20 protein-coding genes are annotated in these 19218 nt (G+C 72.0%); 14 read left to right on the top strand and 6 right to left on the bottom strand.

The annotated features are described in order from the left end of the window. Positions 1–111 precede the first annotated feature (111 nt). The 6 genes from ABH920_RS31030 (at position 112) to ABH920_RS31005 (ending at position 4179) form a co-directional block, all read left to right on the top strand. Positions 112–804 carry a hypothetical protein gene (locus tag ABH920_RS31030; protein ID WP_370352746.1) on the top strand — a complete coding sequence of 231 codons (693 nt, stop codon included), beginning with the start codon at positions 112–114 and terminating at the stop codon, positions 802–804. A 70-nt stretch (positions 805–874) separates the two neighbouring features. Next, positions 875–1522 carry a DUF6114 domain-containing protein gene (locus ABH920_RS31025; protein ID WP_370352745.1) on the top strand — a complete coding sequence of 216 codons (648 nt, stop codon included), beginning with the start codon at positions 875–877 and terminating at the stop codon, positions 1520–1522. Beyond that, positions 1519–2361: a DUF6230 family protein gene (locus ABH920_RS31020; RefSeq protein ID WP_370352744.1), complete on the top strand. Its 843-nt coding sequence runs from the start codon at positions 1519–1521 to the stop codon at positions 2359–2361. Before ABH920_RS31025 ends, ABH920_RS31020 begins: the two co-directional genes overlap by 4 nt. Beyond that, positions 2355–2786, top strand: a complete 432-nt coding sequence (locus ABH920_RS31015; RefSeq protein WP_370352743.1) for a DUF6114 domain-containing protein — start codon at positions 2355–2357, stop codon at positions 2784–2786. The genes ABH920_RS31020 and ABH920_RS31015 overlap by 7 nt, the downstream gene beginning before the upstream one ends. After that, complete coding sequence (locus tag ABH920_RS31010; protein ID WP_370352742.1) at positions 2786–3439, top strand: hypothetical protein; 654 nt, start codon at positions 2786–2788, stop codon at positions 3437–3439. The genes ABH920_RS31015 and ABH920_RS31010 overlap by 1 nt, the downstream gene beginning before the upstream one ends. Next, entirely contained in the window at positions 3436–4179 is a 744-nt protein-coding gene (locus ABH920_RS31005; RefSeq protein ID WP_370352741.1) for a DUF6230 family protein, read from the top strand. Before ABH920_RS31010 ends, ABH920_RS31005 begins: the two co-directional genes overlap by 4 nt. 59 nt (positions 4180–4238) lie before the next feature. Here ABH920_RS31005 and ABH920_RS31000 read toward each other — a convergent pair whose 3' ends face one another. Further along, positions 4239–5147 (bottom strand): LysR substrate-binding domain-containing protein, encoded by a 909-nt coding sequence (locus ABH920_RS31000; protein ID WP_370352740.1) that lies wholly within the window; start codon positions 5145–5147, stop codon positions 4239–4241. 153 nt (positions 5148–5300) lie between these two features. Here ABH920_RS31000 and ABH920_RS30995 point away from each other — a divergent pair, with 153 nt between their 5' ends. Then, positions 5301–5840 (top strand): hypothetical protein, encoded by a 540-nt coding sequence (locus ABH920_RS30995; RefSeq protein WP_370352739.1) that lies wholly within the window; start codon positions 5301–5303, stop codon positions 5838–5840. Between the two features lie 110 nt (positions 5841–5950). Next, positions 5951–7285, top strand: coding sequence for a sensor histidine kinase (locus tag ABH920_RS30990; RefSeq protein WP_370352738.1), 1335 nt, complete (start codon positions 5951–5953; stop codon positions 7283–7285). Between the two features lie 3 nt (positions 7286–7288). On the opposite strand, the gene ABH920_RS30985 is transcribed toward ABH920_RS30990, so the two are convergent. Next, positions 7289–7996, bottom strand: coding sequence for a hypothetical protein (locus ABH920_RS30985; protein WP_370352737.1), 708 nt, complete (start codon positions 7994–7996; stop codon positions 7289–7291). Positions 7997–8066: 70 nt separating this feature from the next. Between ABH920_RS30985 and ABH920_RS30980 the strand changes: the two genes are divergently transcribed. Next, positions 8067–8714, top strand: a complete 648-nt coding sequence (locus tag ABH920_RS30980) for a response regulator (RefSeq protein WP_370352736.1) — start codon at positions 8067–8069, stop codon at positions 8712–8714. Between the two features lie 86 nt (positions 8715–8800). Here ABH920_RS30980 and ABH920_RS30975 read toward each other — a convergent pair whose 3' ends face one another. Continuing rightward, positions 8801–9562, bottom strand: coding sequence for an SDR family oxidoreductase (locus tag ABH920_RS30975; protein ID WP_370352735.1), 762 nt, complete (start codon positions 9560–9562; stop codon positions 8801–8803). Positions 9563–9663: 101 nt separating this feature from the next. Between ABH920_RS30975 and ABH920_RS30970 the strand changes: the two genes are divergently transcribed. After that, a complete protein-coding gene (locus ABH920_RS30970) occupies positions 9664–10131 on the top strand; it encodes an Rrf2 family transcriptional regulator (protein WP_370352734.1) in 468 nt (155 codons plus the stop codon). Positions 10132–10713: 582 nt separating this feature from the next. On the opposite strand, the gene ABH920_RS30965 is transcribed toward ABH920_RS30970, so the two are convergent. Then, positions 10714–11142 carry a pyridoxamine 5'-phosphate oxidase family protein gene (locus ABH920_RS30965; protein ID WP_370352733.1) on the bottom strand — a complete coding sequence of 143 codons (429 nt, stop codon included), beginning with the start codon at positions 11140–11142 and terminating at the stop codon, positions 10714–10716. A 176-nt stretch (positions 11143–11318) separates the two neighbouring features. Here ABH920_RS30965 and ABH920_RS30960 point away from each other — a divergent pair, with 176 nt between their 5' ends. The 3 genes from ABH920_RS30960 to ABH920_RS30950 all read left to right on the top strand — a co-directional run bounded on the left by ABH920_RS30960 (position 11319) and on the right by ABH920_RS30950 (position 14801). After that, positions 11319–13265, top strand: a complete 1947-nt coding sequence (locus ABH920_RS30960) for a hypothetical protein (protein WP_370352732.1) — start codon at positions 11319–11321, stop codon at positions 13263–13265. 65 nt (positions 13266–13330) lie between these two features. After that, positions 13331–13585 (top strand): hypothetical protein, encoded by a 255-nt coding sequence (locus ABH920_RS30955; RefSeq protein ID WP_370352731.1) that lies wholly within the window; start codon positions 13331–13333, stop codon positions 13583–13585. 181 nt (positions 13586–13766) lie between these two features. Further along, a complete protein-coding gene (locus ABH920_RS30950; RefSeq protein WP_370352730.1) occupies positions 13767–14801 on the top strand; it encodes a LacI family DNA-binding transcriptional regulator in 1035 nt (344 codons plus the stop codon). A 172-nt stretch (positions 14802–14973) separates the two neighbouring features. Here ABH920_RS30950 and ABH920_RS30945 read toward each other — a convergent pair whose 3' ends face one another. Both ABH920_RS30945 and ABH920_RS30940 read right to left on the bottom strand, forming a co-directional pair. After that, a complete protein-coding gene (locus ABH920_RS30945; RefSeq protein ID WP_370352729.1) occupies positions 14974–15468 on the bottom strand; it encodes a GNAT family N-acetyltransferase in 495 nt (164 codons plus the stop codon). Further along, positions 15465–16187, bottom strand: coding sequence for an MBL fold metallo-hydrolase (locus ABH920_RS30940; RefSeq protein ID WP_370352728.1), 723 nt, complete (start codon positions 16185–16187; stop codon positions 15465–15467). Before ABH920_RS30940 ends, ABH920_RS30945 begins: the two co-directional genes overlap by 4 nt. 103 nt (positions 16188–16290) lie before the next feature. Between ABH920_RS30940 and ABH920_RS30935 the strand changes: the two genes are divergently transcribed. Beyond that, complete coding sequence (locus ABH920_RS30935; RefSeq protein WP_370352727.1) at positions 16291–19200, top strand: BTAD domain-containing putative transcriptional regulator; 2910 nt, start codon at positions 16291–16293, stop codon at positions 19198–19200. Positions 19201–19218: the final 18 nt, after the last annotated feature.

The raw sequence follows: 19218 nt of genomic DNA, 5'->3' as shown, positions 1-19218 counted from the left end.
GAGAGTAAATCGATCTTTTGTTCGTTGGCGGCCTGAAACGCCGGTGACATCGTCCTCTCACCACGCCGGCGGTGGTTCTTCATGGGTCACACGTCTAGGGAGGACCAAGCAATGAGCTCCGAAGCAAAGGGCGTCACCAGATGGCGCCGCTCGGCGATCGTCGGCATGCCGGCGATGGCCGCCGTGATCGGGATGACGCTCGCGATGTACGAGGGCGTGCTCGCCTCGAGCATCTCGCTGACCACCGACTCGATGAACATCAGCTCCGGCCACATCGCCGCGCCCGGCGGCATCGTGGCGCTGCCGGACACTGTCGGCTCGGGCAACGCGGCCAGTAGCGAAGTCGGCATCCCGACCGCGTACATCGAGGGGCTGTGCGTGCACGCGTCGCACACCTTCACGATCGGGACGCTGAGCGTGCCGGTGAACCTGTACATCTACACGCCGAACGACGGCAACACGACGTACGCGACGGTCAACAACGACGCGAACATCGCGAAGTTCTCCGGGCTGGCGCTGAACACCACCAGCCTGAGCCTGCCGTCGGTGACGCTGACGCCGAACTCCAACACCAGCGCCGTGTACCTCGGCGAGGCGGCGGCGAACAACGCGGCGGCCGGCGTGCAGGACGGCGCCGGGCAGTTCGAGCTGGACGCGACCCAGGCGGCCGCGGACGTGAGCGGGCTGAACGCGACGCCGCAGCAGGCCGCGATCACGACCACGACCACGCTGACCAACTTCGGCCTCGGCATCAACAAGCCGGGGAACTCCGCGGGCAGCACGGCGGGACCGGTCTGTAACTGAGGTTCCAGCGGACGGGGTCCGGCAGTCCGGGCCCCGTCACCCTCCCCGACATCGTGATGCGAGGCCTGACATGTCCGATGAACTCGAGACCGATGAACCCGAGACCGATGAACCCGAGCCGGCGGAGCCTGCCCGTGGATTCCGCCACTTCCGGCGCACCAGTCCGCGCTATGCCGCGATCTGGATCGCCGGCACCGCGTGGCTGCTCTTCTACGTGGCGATCAGCCCGTTCGGGAAGCAGCCGGCGATCATCCACCTGTACGCCGCCGCGCTCGCGCTGGCTCTGCTGGTCGCGGGCCTCCTGCTGCCGAACCTGGCGCTGGGCTTCTACCGCTGGTTCCGCGCGTACCGGCGCACCCGGCCGTTCTACGCCGCCGTCTGGATCGCGCTCGGCGGCCTGATCCTGTTCTACCTGACCAAATCGCCGCCGAAGTACCTTCCGCACATCGGCGTCGGCGGCATCTACGGCATGGGTGCTGGCGTCGCGCTGTGGCTGATCGCGGCGCTGGTGTTGGTGATGCCGTCGCAGCGGTACGTCGGCGGGGTCATCGCGGTGGTGCTGGGTGTCGTGTCGTTCCCGCTGTGCAACCTCGGCGGCTTCTTCGTCGGGATGTTCTTCGCGGTGCTCGGCGGGTCGATGGCGTTCGGCTGGATGCCGAAGAAGCCTGAGAAGAAGCGTCGGTGGTTCCGCAGGATCCAGCCGGGAGCCGGGATATGAGCTGGCGGCAGAAGGCGGGGTCGGGGTCGAGGCCCGTGGCGCGGGTCGTCGGCGCGGTGCGCGAGTGGAACCGGCGGATGCTGGAGATGGCCGACGATGGAACGCGGCGCGGGACCCGGTGGGGACGCGGGGCGTGTGCGTTCGTGCCGTCGATGACGGCGATCGGCGGGCTCGGCGCGGAGGTGGCGAGCGGGGCGCTGGCGGTCAACCTGATGGTGAGCAACTCGCAGTTCCAGCTGTACTCCAACGCCGTCTACAACACGAGCGGGTTCGGCGCCGCGCTGGTGAACCAGACCGTGTCCGGAGCCGCCTCCGGCACGCCGATGGCGCGCGTCGGCTTCGCCAAGGCGAGCCTGAACGGGTTCTGCGCGATCGTGTCGCAGAACTTCGGCACGTCCGCGGTGCCGGTCAACGTGGAGCTGGTGCTCAAGGGCGGCGACCAGGTGCTGCCGAGCATCACCGCGTCGCCGCCGACGTTCACCGGGACGCCGCCGGCCGCGGCGAACCCGATCGCGGCGAACGACCTGTTCTTCCAGACCACCGGGCTGAAGGCGCTGGGGACGACGAACCTGGCGAACGCGGTGCTGGGACAGAGTGCTGACACGGTGACCGTCGACGGCGTCCCGCTGGGGACGCAGACCTCGACCGGCCCGGGACTGGCGCCGGTGACGACCGGGGCGTTCGGTGTCTCGGCGGCCACCGGGACGACGGCCGGGGCCAAGGTGGACCTGGCCGGGCTGAACGCCACGGCGTACGACGCGGACATCGTCGGGCAGCTGACGTTGCCGAACCTGACGGTCAACGTCTACACCGGCACGCTGCCGGCGTCGCCATGCTGAGCCGGGCGGGGCGGTCGGCCTTGCAGGGGGCGAACGGCGTCCGGAAGTGGTTCCGCGCCTTCCGCCGGACGCGTCCGTTCTGGGGCGGCGCCTGGATGATGACCGGCGGCTGGGTGATTCTGCACTACGCGATGGCCCCGATCCAGCTGCTGGTCGCGCACGGCCTGACCGGCATGGGCGGCTACCTGTTCGGCGGCGGGCTGATGGCCTGCGGGTTCATCGTGTGGCTGGCACCCAAGCAGCGCTTCACCTTCGGCGCGATCGGTGCGCTGCTGGCGATCGGGTCGCTGATCGGGTCGAACCTCGGCGGGTTCTTCCTCGGGATGTTCGTCGGCGTGGTCGGTGCGTCGATGACGCTGGGGTGGGGCGACAAGAAGCCGAGGCGGCGGGACCGGAAACAGGCTGAAGCCGCAGGGGCGCGCTGATGGTGCCACGTCGTCGGGCCTTGATAATGGCGGCGCTGCTCGCAGTGGTCGGCGTCCTGCCTGGCGCGGCCGCCACGCACGCCGCGACGGCCGCGACCGCGACGTGCGTCCCGGCCACCGGCAGCGACCAGCCCGACTTCGTGCCGAGCCCGCATCCGATGACCATCTCCGCCGACAGCCTCTCCGCGAACAGCCTCGGCACCGTGCAGGGCGTCACGATCACGCTGGCCGGCACCGATTCCACCGGTGCGTGCCTGACCACCAAGCTCAACCACTACACGTTCACCGCGCTGACCGGCGTCACGAACCTGAAGCTGACCACCAGCGACGGCGCGGGCGCCTACACGGTCTCGCTCACCTCGAGCTCCAGCGGCATGACCCTCGGCGCGCCCGGCGTGACGACCGACTTCTGGGGCGCCATCACGCAGGTCTGCATCCCGTGGCTGCACCTGATCATCATCACCTGCTCCAGCAATCCGCCGCCGAACGACACCGGACTGGTCGACGCGGCCTCGTCGTTCTTCAACGTCTCCTCGACGGTGAAGGACTTCCAGGCGACCGTGTACGCGATCCGTTCCTACGCGACCGGCACGACGCCGCCGCCGGACCCGGTCCAGATCCCCGCCGCCACACTGACGGTGACCAGCCCGTGAACCCGGCCGAGTCCGCACCGCCGCCTCGCCGCGGCACGCGCTGGGGCCGCGCGGCGCTGGTTCTCGTCCCGGCCCTGACGATCGCGGCGGGCTTCGGCACGGCGATCGCCACCGGCACGCTCGCCACCCAGGTCAGCGTCGAGGGCGGCAGCGGGACCCTGGCCACCAGCTCGCTCTACGGCACGGACTTCGGGCTCGTCGTCGCCCCGGAGCAGTACACGAAGCCGGACGGCAGCAGCGGGACCCGCGACGTGCTGCGCATGGCGTTCGCGAACGGGCAGATCAACGGCTTGTGCATAGCGGTGCCCCAGACGGTCGGGCCGCTCAGCGTGGTGCTGATGATCACCGCGAACGACAACAACCCCGGTACCTGGGAGATCAAGGCCTCCAACATCGTCATCGACCTCACGAGGGCGACCGGCCAGCTGAACCTCAACGGCGTGGTCGGCACATCCGGCTTCACCAACCCCGAGGTGCTGATCGGCGACGACTCCGCCGCGATCACCGTCGGCACGCCGCCGTTGACCGGCTGGGGCGGCTCCGGCCTCGGCGGCCAGCCGGGCTGGTGGGGCATCAAGGCCGGCGTGGCGAAGTTCGGCCCGGTGACGGCGCAGGTCCAGGAGCTGACCATCCTCGGTGCCCTGCAGGTCCCGAACCTGTCGCTGTCGGTCGCACCGCAGGGTGCGACGTGTCCGGCGCCGGCCGCGCCGGTGGGTGCGCCGGTGGGTGCGCCGAGCTGAGCAGCGCCGAGTCGGACAGCGCCGAGTCGGGCTGAGCCGCATCGAGCAGAACTCAGCCGTCATCGCCAGTATTCGACCGGATCCCCGCACAACGCCAGCACCTGCTTGGCGAACACCGGCAGCAGCGGGTTGTCGGCGTCCTGCCGCCAGGCCAGCGACACCTCCGCGATTGAGCGGACCGGCGTGACCACCGGGTACGCCAGCCCCGGATAGCGCCCGGCCATGCCCGCGCCGGTCAGGGCGACCGCGCCGCCCGCGACGGCGAAGGCCATGGTCAGCGGGTCCTCGCAGTGCTCTGCGATGTCGGGGGTGAAGCCGGCGTCGTGGCAGGCTGCCAGGCAGCGGTCGTAGGTCAGCGGCATCCACACCCGGCGGAAGGCGACGAAGCGCTCGCCGGCCAGGTCGGCGAGGGGGAGCGTGCCGTCGGGGCGGAGTGCGGGGTGGTCCTCGGCGACGACGGCGATCAGCGGGTCGCCGCGCAGCGGGGTGACGACCAGGCCGTCCTCGGACTCCTCGGCGATGCGGCGGTAGAGCGCCACCTCGACGTCGCCCCGGCGGACCGCGGCCAGCTGGTCCTGCGAGGGGATCTGCCGGACCCGGAACCTGGCCTCCGGCACCTCCTCGGCCAGCGCGCGCAGCACCGGATGCAGGATGTCCCAGAAGCCGCCGACCACCACTCCGACCCGCAGGCGCCCGGTGCGCGCGGAGGCCAGGCCGAGCATCGCGTCGGTGGCGTCGTCGACCGCGGCCAGGACGCGCAGGGCGTGGCGGAGCAGCTGCTCGCCGGCCGGCGTGGGGCGCGTGGGGCCGGACGAGCGGACGAACAGCGGCGTCCGCAGCTGGTGCTCCAGGGCCTTGATCTGCTGGCTCAGCGCCGGCTGCGAGACGTGCAGATGCCGCGCGGCCTCGGTGAACGACCCCAGCTCGGCGATCACCGCGAACGAGCGCAGCAAGCGGACTTCGATCACGGCTCCGGCCCTTCGACGTGGCCTGATAAGCGGCGCTTATGCCCCGGCCCGGATCAAGTATTGGACGCCGCCGTGGGCCCGGCGCAAGTCTGGACCGGCGATCGGACATCAGTTCCCGTTCTGTTCTCGCGAATCCCCGAAGGAGAAACGACGATGGCGCGTACCAGGAGAACGGCCGTGGGCCTCGCGGCGGGAGTGTTGTCGGCGGTGTGCTGCGCGATGCCGTCGGCGCAGGCCGCCGCTCCGGCGAACGGCGTGAACGGCGTGAACGGCGCGCACGTCGACGCGACGTTCGAGGGCGTGTTCACCTACCACGCCTGCCCGGCCGGGGACGCGTCCGGCGACTTCTGCCTGTCGGACACGTTGACCGGCGCTTCGCTGCCCGGCGTGGGACCGGTCGTCGGCCACTTCGAGGTCGACATCCACTACGGCGAGTTCGGCGGCGCCGACTGCGGCCCGATCGACAAGCACGGCGACTTCACCGCCGCCGACGGCTCGACGATCCAGGTCGAGGCGATCGGCAGCCTGTGCAAGACGCCAGGCACTGCGCAGTACGTGTACGTGGTGACGGGCGGCACGGGGCGCCTGCGTCACGCACACGGATGCGGCGTGTGGCAGATCCCCGTCGCCGACGCGTACGTGACCGGCGGCGGCTGGGGAAAGGAGATCCTGACCGGCACCCTGCACGTCTAGCTGAGGTTGATCGAGGGGGCGGTTGACCGCGAGGGGGCGGTTAACCGAACCGTGCAACCCACGTGCCTGCCCCCTGGGTTCCGGGCCGGCCGTGGATCATGATGGTGGTCATGCCCACCACGCCACCGCAGCCTGCCGAGGACGCCGCCGCCCCCGAGGCCCCGCACATCGGCTTCGTCGCGGCGGCGCTCTACCTCGTGGCCAGCTCCGTGTTGTGGGCCGTCGCGTTCGTCGGCGTCAGTGTCCTGATGCTGCTCGGCGTGGTGCTCACGGTGACGCCGATCGGGCCCTGGGTGCTCGCGCTCGCGGTGGCGGCGGCGCGCGGGTTCGGGGTGCTGTACCGGGGGCTGGTGCTGCGGCTGTTCGGGGCGCGGCTGGAGCCGCCGGCCGAACGGACCGAGCGCGGGGCGCTGGCCTGGCGCCGTTTCATGCTCGGCGGCGACGGCGGCGGCTGGACGGAGGCCGCGTTCCTGTCCGTACGGCTGCCGATCGCGCTGCTGAACCTGATCGTCGGCGTCGGGCTGTGGTTCTACGGACTGCTGTGGGTGTTCTGGCCGCTGATGCGGAACTGGGACGACCTCTACACGCGCGAACCCGACGGCACCGTCCACCGGGGCCTCCACATCTTCGGGTTCTGGTTCGACACCCTCCAGCGCTCGTTCCTGCTCACGATCGCCGGGCTGCTGGTGGTCGCGCTGGCGGCGTGGACGGCGCGCAAGCTGGTGGCGCTGGACCTGCGGTTCTATCGCGTGGTCCTCGGCTCGGGACGGATGGCGGCGCGCGTGCAGCAGTTGGAGCGGTCGCGCAGCTACGCGGTCGACGACTCGGCGGCGACGTTGCGCCGGATCGAGCGCGACCTGCACGACGGGGCGCAGGCGCGGCTGGTCGCGCTGGGGATGCAGCTGGTGATGCTGAAGGACAGCCTGGACGGCCGGTCGGCCGAGTCGGCGGAGTCGGCGGAGGACGCGCGGTTGGAGCACAGTCGCGGCCTGGTCGACCAGGCGCAGCTCACGGCGAAGACGGCGATAGCGGAACTGCGTGACCTGGTGCGCGGCATTCATCCGCCGACGTTGGACCAGGGGTTGGAGACGGCGCTGCGGACGCTGACCGCCCACGGTCCCATCCCGACTTCGCTGACCGTGCGGGTGCCGGATCCGCGACCGGCCGCAGCGATCGAGACCATGGCGTACTTCTGTGCCGCGGAACTGCTCACCAACGCGGCGAAGCACGCGCATGCCATGTGCGCGACCGTGACGGTCGAGGCCGATGGCCGCCACCTGATGCTGCGCGTCATGGACGACGGTCGCGGCGGTGCGCGGATGCGGCCCGGGGGCGGGTTGGCGGGGCTCGCCGATCGGGTCGGCACGGTGGACGGGACGATCGAGATCGAGAGCCCGGCCGGTGGGCCGACGGTGGTGACGGTCGCGCTGCCGATGAAGGCGTGAGGGCTAGAGCCCGGACATGTCGACGACGACCGGGCCGGTGATCGGCAGCTTCACATCGACCGGCTCGGCCAGCTTCGTGCACTGAATGCGCAGGACTTGGTCCGAGATGAATTCCAGCTGCGTCATGAAGGACTCGCCGAGCCATTCCTCGGCTGAGGTGTTCTGGTCGGCGAGGAACCGGTCGAAGTCGGCCGGCAGGTGGACCCGGAGCGGGTAGCGCTTGATGCCGCCGTCGGGCAGCTCGTGGACGCGGAGGTCGGCGTACTCGAAGACGAGCGGCCTGGTGGCGGGGACTTCGAAGAAGTCGAACTCGGAGTCCGGCTCGCCCGATGGGGAGAGGAATCCCTGGCGGGTGATCAGGATGTGCGCCAGGTACTGCGATCCCGGCGAGAAGACCGGGGTGTCTCCTATTCCGCACTCGTCCCAGCCGCCCACGTGCTCCAGCTGTGGCCGGAGGCGGAACGCGTTGTAGCCCTCCTCGCTCTGGCCGGAGTAGTGGTAGAGGGCCGCGTACTGTTCGTCCGGCGAGACGACGATCTCGGTTCCGCCGATGCCCGCGTTCAGCCAGGCGGCGTCGATCGTGACGACCGAGCGTTTGCCGCCGGCTGCGGTGGCGTCGGCGTAGAAACGCATCTGCGGGGTCCGTTCCAGCGACGACTCGCCGTCCCAGGAAAGCACCGCGCCGTCGATTTCCAACTCGTCCTCGCTCACAGACCGCACGCTACCGTGGAGCCCACCACAGCCACCGCCGTATAACGCCGCACCGAAGGGCGACCACACCGTGCGCATCGTCATCGCCGAGGACACCGCGATCCTGCGGGACGGTCTCGTGCAGCTGCTCAAGTCGCGCGGGCAGGAGGTGGTCGCGGCGGTCGGGGACGCGGAGGCGTTGCTGGCGGCGGTGGACGAGCACGGGCCGGACGTCGCGGTCGTCGACATCCGGCTGCCGCCGGACCACACCGACGAGGGCGTGCGGGCGGCGGTCGAGCTGCGGCGGCGGTATCCGGGTCTCGGCATCCTGATGTTCTCGCAGTACGTCGAGGCGCGCTTCGCGACCGATCTGCTCGCGCACAGCTCCAAGGGCGTGGGGTACCTGCTCAAGGAGCGGGTGGTCGACATCGACGACTTCATCGACGCCCTCAACCGGGTCGCCGCCGGCGGCACCGCGCTGGATCCGGAGGTCGTCACGCAGCTGGTCGGGGCGAACCGGCGGCCCGGGCGCGCCGAACGGCTCACGCCGCGCGAGGCCGAGGTCATGGCGCTGGTGGCCGAGGGCCGGACCAACGCCGCGATCGCCGGGACGCTGGTGATCGGCGAGCGTGCGGTGGAGAAGCACGTCGCCAACATCTTCACCAAATTCGACCTGCCGCAGACCGACGTCGACCATCGGCGCGTGCTGGCGGTTCTGCGGTATCTGGGCGTGAGCTGACGAGCGGGGCCGCGGGGCACTCGGAGGTTTGCGCGGCCGCTGCTTCGGCGGGGCGGTAAGGCTGCGGCCGCGGAGTGCTCGGGCCGCTACTTCTGCGCGGCCTCGCGCTCCTGCTCCAGCCACGCGTCGAACGTCGTCGGCGCGATGTGCGCGCCTTCCCCGGGGAGCAGCGTGTTCCCGGCCATCGCGACGCCGAAGATGCCGCCGTCCCAGGTCGGCACCAGCTTGACGGTCTGGCCGCGGGCCTGGAGGGTGCGGCGCGCCATGTCGACCAGGTCCTGGGTCTCCGGCCCGGCGACGTCGGCGAAGCGGGCCTTCGGCTCGCCGGTGGCGACCATCGCCAGGACGGCGGCGACGTCCGCGGGGGCGATCGGCTGCAGCAGCAGCGGGGCGATCGGGGCGACGCCGTCCTGCGCCGTCCAGCCGGCGACCATGGCGGGGAAGTCGTGGAACTGGGTGGCCGGGACGATCGTCCACGGCACGGTGCCGGCCTGGACCAGCCGCTCCTGCTCGCGCTTGCCGGCGTAGTGGGCGTTGCCCTCGACGCGGTGGACGCCGACGATCGACAGCAGCACGTGGTGCCGCACGCCGGCCCGCTCCTCGGCGGCGAGCAGCTTCGCGGTGGTGCCGCCGAACCAGGCGACGGTCTCCTCCAGCGTGCCGACCGGCCCGTTGCTGGCGTCGACGACCGCCTGCACGCCGGCCAGCGCCTGCTCCAGGCCCGCCCCGCTGACCAGGTCCACGCCCTGCCCGCGGCTGATGCCCACGACCTCGTGCCCGCCGCGCTCCAGCGCCGCGACGGTGAGGGATCCGATGTTGCCGGTGGCTCCGGCGACGGCGATGCGCATGATGGTGCTCCTTTTCGCAAGACCCTGTTGCTCCCGGGATCGTGCCGCCGACTCTATCTCGGACTAAATGGATCCGCAATATCTGAGATAGAATCCCACCCATGAAGCTGCCGACCAGCACCGAATGGGTCCTGCACTGCGCCGCCTCCCTGGCCCAGCTGCAACCCGGCGACACCGCGTCGGCGGCCCAACTGGCCGCGTACTACGACCTCCCAGCCCCCTACCTGGCCAAACAGCTCCAAGCACTGACCCGCGCCGGCATCCTGGCGGCCACCACCGGCCCCCGCGGCGGCTTCCGCCTGGCACGCGCGGCGAAGGACGTCACGCTGCTGCAGATCGTGGAGGCGGTGGACGGCGCGGCCGCCCCGTACGAATGCCGCGAGATCCGCCAACAGGGACGCGGCGCACTGGCCGCAGCGGAGTGCCGCGAGACCTGCCCGCTGGCACGCACGATGGCCGAGGCGCACGCGGCTTGGCGCGCGAGCCTGGCGGCGGTGTCGCTGGGGGACATTGTCGCGGAGCTGCCGTCGGGGGCGCCGGCTCGGACGCGGCGGATTCTTATGGGGTGAGGGGGTTGCGGGGGAGCGGCCGCGCGGTTCGCTGAGCCAGCCAGCCAGCCAGCCAGCCAGCCAGCCAGCCAGCCAGCCAGCCAGCCAGACCGCCAGACCGCCAGACCGCCAGACCGCGGAGTGTCGCGCCGAGCCGAGCTAGCCAGGCCAGCCAGTGCCGCGCTGCGCGAGCCGAGTCAGTCGAGTGCCGCGCTGCGTGAGCCGAGCAGCGGGGTTGCTTGACACCGTGCCAGACCGGAGGTCTGCTCGCGGCGGACTGGCGCGCCGAGCCAGCCGGACTGCTGAGTGCCGCGCCGTACTTGGCGAGCAGCAGGGCGCGCGCGACATCACGCCCGACCAGCAGCTTGCTCGCGGAGGGCCAGCGCGAACCGGTTCGGCACTGAGCCAGGCGAGTCGCTGAGTGCAGCCGAGCCAGCCGGACTGCCGAGCCGTACTTGGCGAGTAGCAGGGCGCGCGACACCATGCCAGACCGGCGGCTTGCTCGCGGAGGGCCGGCGCGAACCGGTTCGGCACTGAGCCAGGCGGGCAGCTGAGTGCTACGCGGCGGCCTGAGTTCCGGTGCCGCGCCGCGTCGCGCAAGTGCTACTTTCGGCGGATCTCGCGTGCCCCGCCCTCGGGTGTCCAGAGCCGGATCACCAGCTCGTCGTTCTCGACCGTCGTGAGGACCACCTCCCGTAGGTCCAGCTCGAAGGCGTCGTCGGGGCCGGCGCCCGGCAGTGCGGTCGCCACGCCTGAGAGCTTGGCGTCGCCGGCGTCCATGGAGCCGTCGCCGGGGTTGGCGTGGAGGGCGAAGCGGCCGTCGCGCTTGAGGTCCTTGCCTTTGCGTGCGTCGGCCATTGAGCCGAGGCGGAGGTGGCCGTCTTCGGTGAGGTCGACTTCGGTGCCGCTGACGCGGGGTGCGCCGTCCTTGCGCAGGGTGGCGAGGACGTGGTGCTTCGTTGCTGTGAGGCGGGCCCGGACCGCGGTGGCGAGGTCGGGGGCGGCGTCTGCGAACTGCTGCCAGGTAGCCATGGGTCAACAGTCTCGTGCACGGCTCTGACAAAGGGGGTGTCGATCACTCATGGCAAACGGCTGACAAGAAGTGCTCTTGGTCTGACAGGGTTGGGGTAGCGGGTGTGTGGCGCGGATGTCCGTGGTGACCATCCGCATCCTGACTCGTTCTTCAACCCGGAGAAGGGAGAGCCCTCGTGCTCGACGATCGCGACCGCCCCGCAGGCGGGCGGGAGGATCTCGAGGCGGCTTTGGTGCTGCACTATTCGCGCCTGGTCCGCATCGCGTACCTGGCGCTGCCGCCGGAAGGCGACCGGCACGGCCGGGTGCTGGCGGCGCACGCGATAGCGCAGCGCTCGCTGTCCGGCCGTGGCGCGGGCCCGGCTGGCCCGGCTGGTTTGCTCGGCCTGCCCGGCCGCTGGCTGCGGCGCTCGTCGGGGCCGGCGGACGGCGACTCGTACGCCACGCTGCGCCAGGCGGTCGTCAACGCGGTGCTGCGCCGGACCTGGTGGCCGCGCTCGCTGCACCAGCCCTATGTCTGGGGCCTGCGACTCTTCCCGCTCGGCGGCGGATCGCAGGAGCTGGAAGTGGACGCCGCACTGCGCGGGCTGAGCGTCACGGCGCGGATGGCCTACGTGCTGCTGGCGCTCGAGGACCTCGGCGCCGACGAGGTGGCCGGGCTGCTCTCCGGTGCCGGCGTGCGCGGCGTGCCGGCGGCGATGGAGACGGCGCAGCGGCTGCTCGCCGAACACCCGGCCGACGTCCTGGAATCGTCCGAGTTCGACCCCTGCACGCTGCGCACCCGCCCCGCCGACGTGTCACGCCGCCGGCGCCAGGCCCGGGGTGCGGCGCTGGCCGGCGCTGCGGCACTGGCGCTGGTGCTGGCCGTGGTGATCGGGGTCAGCGGCTCGGGGTCGACCGGTGCGGACGCCGCCGCCGACGCCGCGAGCGCCGGGCCCGCGCACGCGCCGATCCAGGTGGACGACAGCGCGTGGCAGCAGAGCCCGCGGCTGGACTTCGGCGTCTGGCCGGCGCGCGGTGACGGGACGTCATCCGCAGCCGTCGGCCCGGCCCTCGACGCCTGGACGACACAGCACCCTGATGTCCTCAAGCTCGGCCCCGGCGCCGCCGCCGGCCCGCCGCTCCAACCGGTCCACGTGCTGTGGAACGGACAGCTGGACGGCGCGACCGTCGTCCTCCTCTTCGACTCGACCCGCCTGGCCCGCTACACGCTCCCCGACGCCCCGACCGCCGACGACCCGGTCCGTCTGGACGTGGTCCGCGCCGACGACTCGGACCTGACATCCGCCGGCGCCGTCGTGCTCCGCTCGACGGACGCCGGCGACCGGTGGCTCGTCGCCCCGTGGGTCGACGGCGTCAGTGTCAGGGATCTGCGAACTCCGGCCGTCGCCGCGTCCCCGGCGACCATCTCCGACGGCGTCACCGACGCGCTGCCCAGGCCGCCGGCCTCCGGCTGCGGCTCCTGGCCCGCGCTCCAACTGCACGCCTCCGCGACCGTCGGCGGCCAGACGTTCGCGCTGACGGACCTCGGCGGCGTGACCGGCACCCACCTGCTCTACACCGCACCGCCGAAGGGCGACCCGACCCAGACCCCGCGCGAGGTCGCGACTCCGGACACCTACGGCGCCGAGTCGCGCGTGGCCTGCGATCTGCCGGCGCTCCAGGGTCAGGACGTGAAGCAGATCGACACCTGGGTCTTCGCGCAGCAGCCGCTGCCGGAATCTCAGGGCCTTGCGTCATGGGTCTGCCTGCGCGCCGACCAGTGGTCCGGCAGCGGCTCGGCGGCCAGCGAGTTCCTGCCGCCGTCCGCGCAGGCCCCGGCGACCGTGACCGGCACCGAGGCGAACGGCCGGACCTGCTCGGCGCTCGGCCAGAACGTCGTCGCGCAGGCCCGCTGGCGCGCCCCGGACGGCAAGGTCTACCTGCTGGTGGCGGGAACGCGGCACGTCGTGAAGGTCGCGGTCGCGGACGCCGCCGGAAACGTCCGGCAGACGGTCGCGGCGCCCGAGCACACCGCGGCCGTCGTGCTGACCGGCGCGGCAGCCACCACGGGGAGCGGACTCGGCATCCTCGACGCCGGAGGAGGACAACTACGGCCGATGGATTCCCAGCCGGGCGGTTAGCGGCGCGGAGGAAACAGAAGCTTGATATTCGAGGGGCCGGTGGCGCGGATGCCACCGGTCCCTCAATGTTCGTGCTTTGCCTTACTCGGAGCTGGATCTATCCTCACCACGACGTCTACACGCCGTTGTTCCGGGGGCACCAGTTCTCGGCGTTCGTCTCGGCCGTCACCGCCGACCCGAGCGTCACCGCCGACCCGAGCGTCATCGACACGCTGAACAGCTTCGCGCTGAACCACATCGACCTGCTCGGTGCCACGAACTCCTACCTGCTCTACGGGCAGACCGCCTTCAGCGGGGTGACGATCACCACCTCCTACTGATCTGGCTGTTCTCCCCGAACCACTTGATCCACCGTTCACCTCGGGTCCCCGACGGAGCCCGGGCCGTGCGGCGGAGCCACCACGCGTGGCTCCGCCGTCACTGGTTTCACCATGTGGGCCACGCGCGGTGTTCGGCGTGCCACAATCCTGTCGGGGATTTTATGTAGGACGGGGGAACGGAATGCGGGTCACCATCGCCCACGTGGCGTTGCGGGCCGGGGTCAGCAAGGCCACGGTGTCGCGGGTGCTCAACGGCAAGGGGGAGACGGACGCGGCCACGGAGGCCCGGGTGCGGCGCGTCGTCAAGGAGCTCGGCTACGTGCCCAGCGCCCGGGCGGTGTCGCTGGCCAAGGGCCGGACCGGGGTGGTCGGGGTGCTCGCGCCGACGCTCACGCGGCCGTGGATCGCGCAGGTCATGCAGGGCGTCGCGGACTCGATGGAGCGCAGCGGGCACGGCCTGATGCTGTTCACCCGGGGCCTCGGCGACGACTCCTTCCGCCGCTTCGCCGGCCACGTCGACGCCAACGCCTTCGACGGCCTGCTGGTGATCGAGCCGGAGGAGACGGCGCCCGCGGTGGCCAAGATGGCCGCCGCCGGCCTGCCGGTGGTCCTGATCAGCGACCGCGAGGCCGGCCCGGGCACCCCGGTGGTGGCGACCGGCAACCAGCCGGGCGCCCGCCAGGCGGCGCAGCACCTGCTGGCGCTGGGGCGGCGACGGCCGCTGGTGGTCGGCGGCCCGGAGGGCTACGACTGCGCGGTCTCGCGCATCACGGCCTTCACGGACGCGTTCGCCGAAGCGGGCTTCCCGATACCGCCGCAGGCACGGTTCCCCGGCGACTACTCGGGCGAGTCGGGCCGCGTGGCGGTGTCGAGCGCGGTGGCGGACGGCGTCGAGTTCGACGCGGTGTTCACGCACAACGACCTGTCGGCCTCGGGCGTGCTGCAGATGCTGACCCAGGTCGGCCGGCCGGTCCCGCACGACGTGGCGGTGGCGAGCTTCGACGACGCCGGGCACGCCGCGCTCACGGCACCGCCGCTGACCGCGGTGCGGCGGCCGCTGCGCGACATGGGGGCGGAGGCGGCGCGGTTGTTGGCGGCGGCGCTGGACGGCGGGGCGGCGGCTGCGGCCGCGGCCGCGGGGGCGGTGGACGCGGCGGGGCCGGTGGCGATCGCGACGGAGTTGGTGGTGCGGGAGTCGACGGTCGGGGTGCGGTGAGGTCGGCTGGCGTGGTGCTGGCGGCAGGCGCTGCACCGGATCGCCGCAGCCTCGGCGATTTCACGGGTGCCGGCGGGCCGATATCGCCTGTCGCCGGGCTCCACATGTGCCGGAAAGCAGCAGCCGGGGCAGCGAATCGTCCGCGGCCCCGGCGCTCAGTCGGCTCGCCCGCTCAGCCCTTGGCCACCTCAAGCCGGTAGTAGTACATCCCGCCCTCCTCCTTCACCAGCGCGAACCCGGTCTTGTCCAGCACCCGCTGCGAGGCCACGTTGCTCGCCTCGGTGTCGGCGACCATGGCCCGCACCGCCTCGTGCGAACGGCACATCGCCACCAGGCCCGCCAGGGCCTCGGTCGCGTAGCCGGCGCCGCGGGCGCCGGGGACCAGGCCGTAGCCGAACATCACCTGGCCGTCCTCGTCCGGGGGGCCGTAGAAGCCGATGGTGCCGATCGCGGCGCCGTCGCGGTCGATGCGGTAGCAGCCGAAGGGGCCCGCGTCGTGGCCTGCCTCGGCCGCGGCGAGGAAGCCCTTCACGCCGTCGCGGTCGTCCTGCATCGGGAAGTCCTCGGCCCAGGTGTCGGCGGCGGCGGGGGTGGTGTCCACGATGCGGCGTCCCTCCTCGACCGTGAGCGGGTGCAGGCGGAGCCGGTCGGTGTGCAGGTCGGTCATGCGCGTTTTGCCTCCTTGAGGAATCGCCGCACGGTTTCGCGGGCGTTCTGGGTCACATGCTTGCCGTGGGTGAATGCGGCGATCTCGTAGTCCATCTCGCCGAGGACGTCCGCGGTCTTCTGGTTCAGCTTGATGTCGGTGCAGAAGGCGCGGACGCCCCAGCCCATCTTGCGGACGTTCCAGATCGAGTCGCCGGTGATCAGGACGCCGTCGGCCTCGTGCAGCAGCGCCACGTGCCCCGGCGTGTGGCCGGGGGTGTGCACCACGCGCAGGCCGCCGCCGACCGGTAGGACGTCGCCGTCGGCGAACTCCTCGCCGATGATCACCTTGGCGAACTTGTTGCCCCTGCGGCCGAGCAGGTTCAGGAACTTGCCGCCGACCGTGGAGCCGTCGCGGGGCGGCGCGAAGCCGTCGCGGGCGAACGGGGCGTCGATGGCGCTGATCGAGATGTCGGCGTCAGTGCGCTCCTTCAGCTTCGCGGCGCCGCCGGCGTGGTCGCCGTGCGCGTGGGTCAGCACGATGCGGTGCACGTCCGGCACGCCCTTGCCGATCGCCTTCAGCCCGGCCTCGATCCGCTTCATCGAGCTCGGCATGCCGGTGTCGACGAGCGAGACCCGGCCGTCGTCCTCCACGATCGCGAAGCTGTTGACGAAATCGAATGGTCCGGCCGGAATCCGCCACACCTGGGTGGTCAGCTGGTACGCGGGTTGGCTGGCCATGGTGGAACCTCCTCGACATTCGACAATGTTTTTGCCCATGATGGCGGCACCGGATTGCGCGCGCATTGCGCGGGCGCCGAGTGGGGTCGAAGGGAACGGGGACGTGCGCTACGCGGTGTTGGGGTCTTTGAAAGTCTGGGACGACGCCGGCATTGAGGTTTCGGTACCCGCGGGGAAGCAGAGTTCGGTCCTGGCCGCGTTGTTATTGCGCCCCGGACAGGTCGTCGGGTTCGACGCGCTGGTGGGGGCGCTGTGGGCGGACCGCCCGGTCGCCGGCGCGCGCTCCGGGCTGGCTACGTACGTCTCCCGGCTGCGCGCGGTCCTCGGCCCCGACGGCGCCGCCCGCGTCCGGCACGAAGGCCGCGGCTACCTGTTCGCCCCCGAATCCGGCGACGAGATCGACCACGTGCACGCCGCCGAGCTGGAGTGCCGGGCCCGCGCCGCGGCCGCCGAGGGCCGCTGGTCGCCGGCCCGGGACGCCGCGACCACGGCGTTGGGCCTGTGGCGCGGCGAGCCGCTGGCGGACGTGGAATCGGACGAGCTGCGCGGCGAACACCTGCCGTATCTGGACGAACTACGGATCCGATTGGAGCAGCTGCGGATCGACGCGCACCTGGCCTGCGGCGACTTCGACGCGATCCTGCCCTCCTTACGCGCGTTGTCCGGTACGCATCCCCTGAATGAGCCATTCCACGAGCGGCATTTTCTGGCCCTGTACGGCGCCGGCCGGCACGCCGACGCGCAGGAGTGGTATCGCCAGGTCCGGCTGCGGCTGCGGGAGGAGCTCGGCTCCGAACCCTCCCCGACGCTGCGCCGCTTCTACGAAGAGACCCTGCGCGGCGCCGGTGTCAGTACCCTGGTGGAGCAACTGCTCGGCCCGCGCAGCCTGTCCCGGCCGGTGGTCGCCGTCCCGGAGCTGCCAATGCCGGGGGCGCTCGCCGCGGTCCGCGACGCCGAGCCGTTCTCGACGGACCCGCCGTTCCCCGACCAGCTGCCACCGCCGCCGCGCCGCTTCGTCGGCCGCGCCGCCGAGCTGGCGCGCCTGACCGAGGCGATGGACGGCAACCACCCGCCGGAGCTGCCGGGGCTGACGCTGCTGGTCGGGATGGCCGGCGTCGGTAAATCAGCGTTGGCACTCACCTGGGCCCACCGATCCGCGCCGGCGTTTCCGGACGGCCGGATCTACCTGGATCTGAAAGGGTTCGCGGATCGCGGAGCGCCGCTGACCATCGACGAATCGGTGCGGATCCTGTTGGACTGCTTCGGGATTCCCGAGCATCGGATGCCGGCCACCGCCGCCGGTCGGGTCGCGCTGTACCGCGCGGTCCTGGCCGGCAAGCGGGTGCTGATCGTGCTGGACAACGTCGGGCACTCCGACCAGGTGCGTCCGCTGCTGCCGCCGGCCGGCCCCGCGCAGGTGCTGGCGACCAGCCGGAACGCGTTGGCCAGCCTGGTGACCATCGACTTCGCGCGCAGCGTCAGCCTGGAGCCGTTGGCGGCGCACGAGTCGCGGGAACTGCTGAACCTGCGGTTGGGAGCCGCGCGCACCGACGGTCACGAGGGCGCGCTCGCGGCCATCGCAGAACACTGCGCTCACCTGCCGTTGGCGCTCGTGGTGGCGGCGGGGCGGGCATGGGTCCGGCCGCACACGCCCTTGGAGGAGCTGGCTGCGCAGCTCAGCGAGATCGGCAGCAGCCTCGGCGCGCTGGACGGCGGGGACGCGGCGGTGAACGTCCGGGCTGTGCTGTCGTGGTCGTATCACCAGCTCAGCCCGCAGGCGGCGCGCTTGTACCGGCTGTTGGCGTTGCATCCGGGCCCTGACTCGGCGGTGGGCGCGGCGGCGTCACTCGCCGGGGTGCCGGTGTCCGACGCGCAGGCCACGCTGACTGAGCTGGTGTCGATGAACATGGCGACGGCGGACGCGGACGGCCGGTATCGGCGGCACGGCCTGCTGGAGGCGTTCGCCGCCGAGCGGTTGGCGGCGGAGGAAGGCGAAGGGGAGCGGGACGCCGCGTTCCGGCGGCTCGTGGACCACTACCTGCGCGCGGCGGTCAGCGCGAACATGTTCGGCTCGACGGTCGCGCTGCCGTCTCCGGCGGACCTGCCGCCGCCGGCCCCGGACACGGTGAGCACGTCGATCACCGACACGGCCGGCGGTATCGCGTGGTTCGACGGGGAGCGTGATGTTCTCAGTGCTCTGGTTCCGGCGGTGGCGGCGGCGGGTCTGGACGTCGAGGTGTGGCAGCTGGCGTGCGCGCTGTCGGCTGGTCTGACGCGGATCGGGCGCCTCCAGGAGGACGTCGCCAACGCGCGGTTGGCGCTGGACGCGGCGCGACGGCTGGCGGATCCGGTCGCGGAGGCGCATGTGCACCGGATGTTCGGCCGCGATCTGCCGCGGCTGGGCGATCCCGAGGGCGGGCTGCGCCACCTCGACCTCGCGCTGGAGTTGTACAGCGCGGCCGGGCACGCGCAGGGGATCGCGGAGACCAAGCGGACGGTGGCGAACGTGCGCGTGGTGCAGGGGGATCTGGCGGCGGCGGTGCCGCTGCTGCACGAGTACCTGGCATACGCGGAGGCCGCCGAGGATCCGCACGGGCAGGCGTCGGGGCTGAACGCGCTGGGCTGGAGCTACGCGCACCTCGGGCGATTGCCCGAGGCGCTGGCGTGCTGTCGCAAGGCGCTGAGGCTCAAGCTCGCGACCGGCCGGCTGGACCACATCGGGATGCTGTGGGACAGCCTGGCGCTGGTGCACCACCGGCTCGGCGAGCTGGATGAGGCGCTGGCCTGCTACCGGCGGGCGATCGACGCGTGCCTCGGCGAGGGGGACCGGACGCAGGCGGCGCTGTCGTCCATGCGGTTGGGCGACGCGCTTCGCGACCGGGGCGATCACGGCGCTGCCCGGGCCACGTGGCGCGAGGCGCTGGCGGTTTTCGAGGCGGCTCGGCGGCCGGAGGCGGAGATGGTGCGGGAGCGGTTGGGCGGGATTCCTCGGCAGCGGTCGAGGTCGGGGTGAGGTGCGCGCCTCACCGGC

It is taken from the genome of Catenulispora sp. EB89 (assembly GCF_041261445.1).
GTDB lineage: Bacteria > Actinomycetota > Actinomycetes > Streptomycetales > Catenulisporaceae > Catenulispora.
Note: the sequence above shows the minus strand (reverse complement) of the source record. Positions and strands in the feature narration are given on the sequence as shown.

Excerpts from the sequence above, each read along its gene's own strand:
- ABH920_RS31030 (WP_370352746.1), top strand. The coding sequence starts at position 112 with ATGAGCTCCGAAGCAAAGGGCGTCACCAGATGGCGCCGCTCGGCGATC.
- ABH920_RS31025 (WP_370352745.1), top strand. The coding sequence starts at position 875 with ATGTCCGATGAACTCGAGACCGATGAACCCGAGACCGATGAACCCGAG.
- ABH920_RS31020 (WP_370352744.1), top strand. The coding sequence starts at position 1,519 with ATGAGCTGGCGGCAGAAGGCGGGGTCGGGGTCGAGGCCCGTGGCGCGG.
- ABH920_RS31015 (WP_370352743.1), top strand. The coding sequence starts at position 2,355 with ATGCTGAGCCGGGCGGGGCGGTCGGCCTTGCAGGGGGCGAACGGCGTC.
- ABH920_RS31010 (WP_370352742.1), top strand. The coding sequence starts at position 2,786 with ATGGTGCCACGTCGTCGGGCCTTGATAATGGCGGCGCTGCTCGCAGTG.
- ABH920_RS30995 (WP_370352739.1), top strand. The coding sequence starts at position 5,301 with ATGGCGCGTACCAGGAGAACGGCCGTGGGCCTCGCGGCGGGAGTGTTG.
- ABH920_RS30990 (WP_370352738.1), top strand. The coding sequence starts at position 5,951 with ATGCCCACCACGCCACCGCAGCCTGCCGAGGACGCCGCCGCCCCCGAG.
- ABH920_RS30975 (WP_370352735.1), bottom strand. The coding sequence starts at position 9,562 with ATGCGCATCGCCGTCGCCGGAGCCACCGGCAACATCGGATCCCTCACC.
- ABH920_RS30970 (WP_370352734.1), top strand. The coding sequence starts at position 9,664 with ATGAAGCTGCCGACCAGCACCGAATGGGTCCTGCACTGCGCCGCCTCC.
- ABH920_RS30965 (WP_370352733.1), bottom strand. The coding sequence starts at position 11,142 with ATGGCTACCTGGCAGCAGTTCGCAGACGCCGCCCCCGACCTCGCCACC.
- ABH920_RS30955 (WP_370352731.1), top strand. The coding sequence starts at position 13,331 with ATGTTCGTGCTTTGCCTTACTCGGAGCTGGATCTATCCTCACCACGAC.
- ABH920_RS30950 (WP_370352730.1), top strand. The coding sequence starts at position 13,767 with ATGCGGGTCACCATCGCCCACGTGGCGTTGCGGGCCGGGGTCAGCAAG.
- ABH920_RS30945 (WP_370352729.1), bottom strand. The coding sequence starts at position 15,468 with ATGACCGACCTGCACACCGACCGGCTCCGCCTGCACCCGCTCACGGTC.
- ABH920_RS30940 (WP_370352728.1), bottom strand. The coding sequence starts at position 16,187 with ATGGCCAGCCAACCCGCGTACCAGCTGACCACCCAGGTGTGGCGGATT.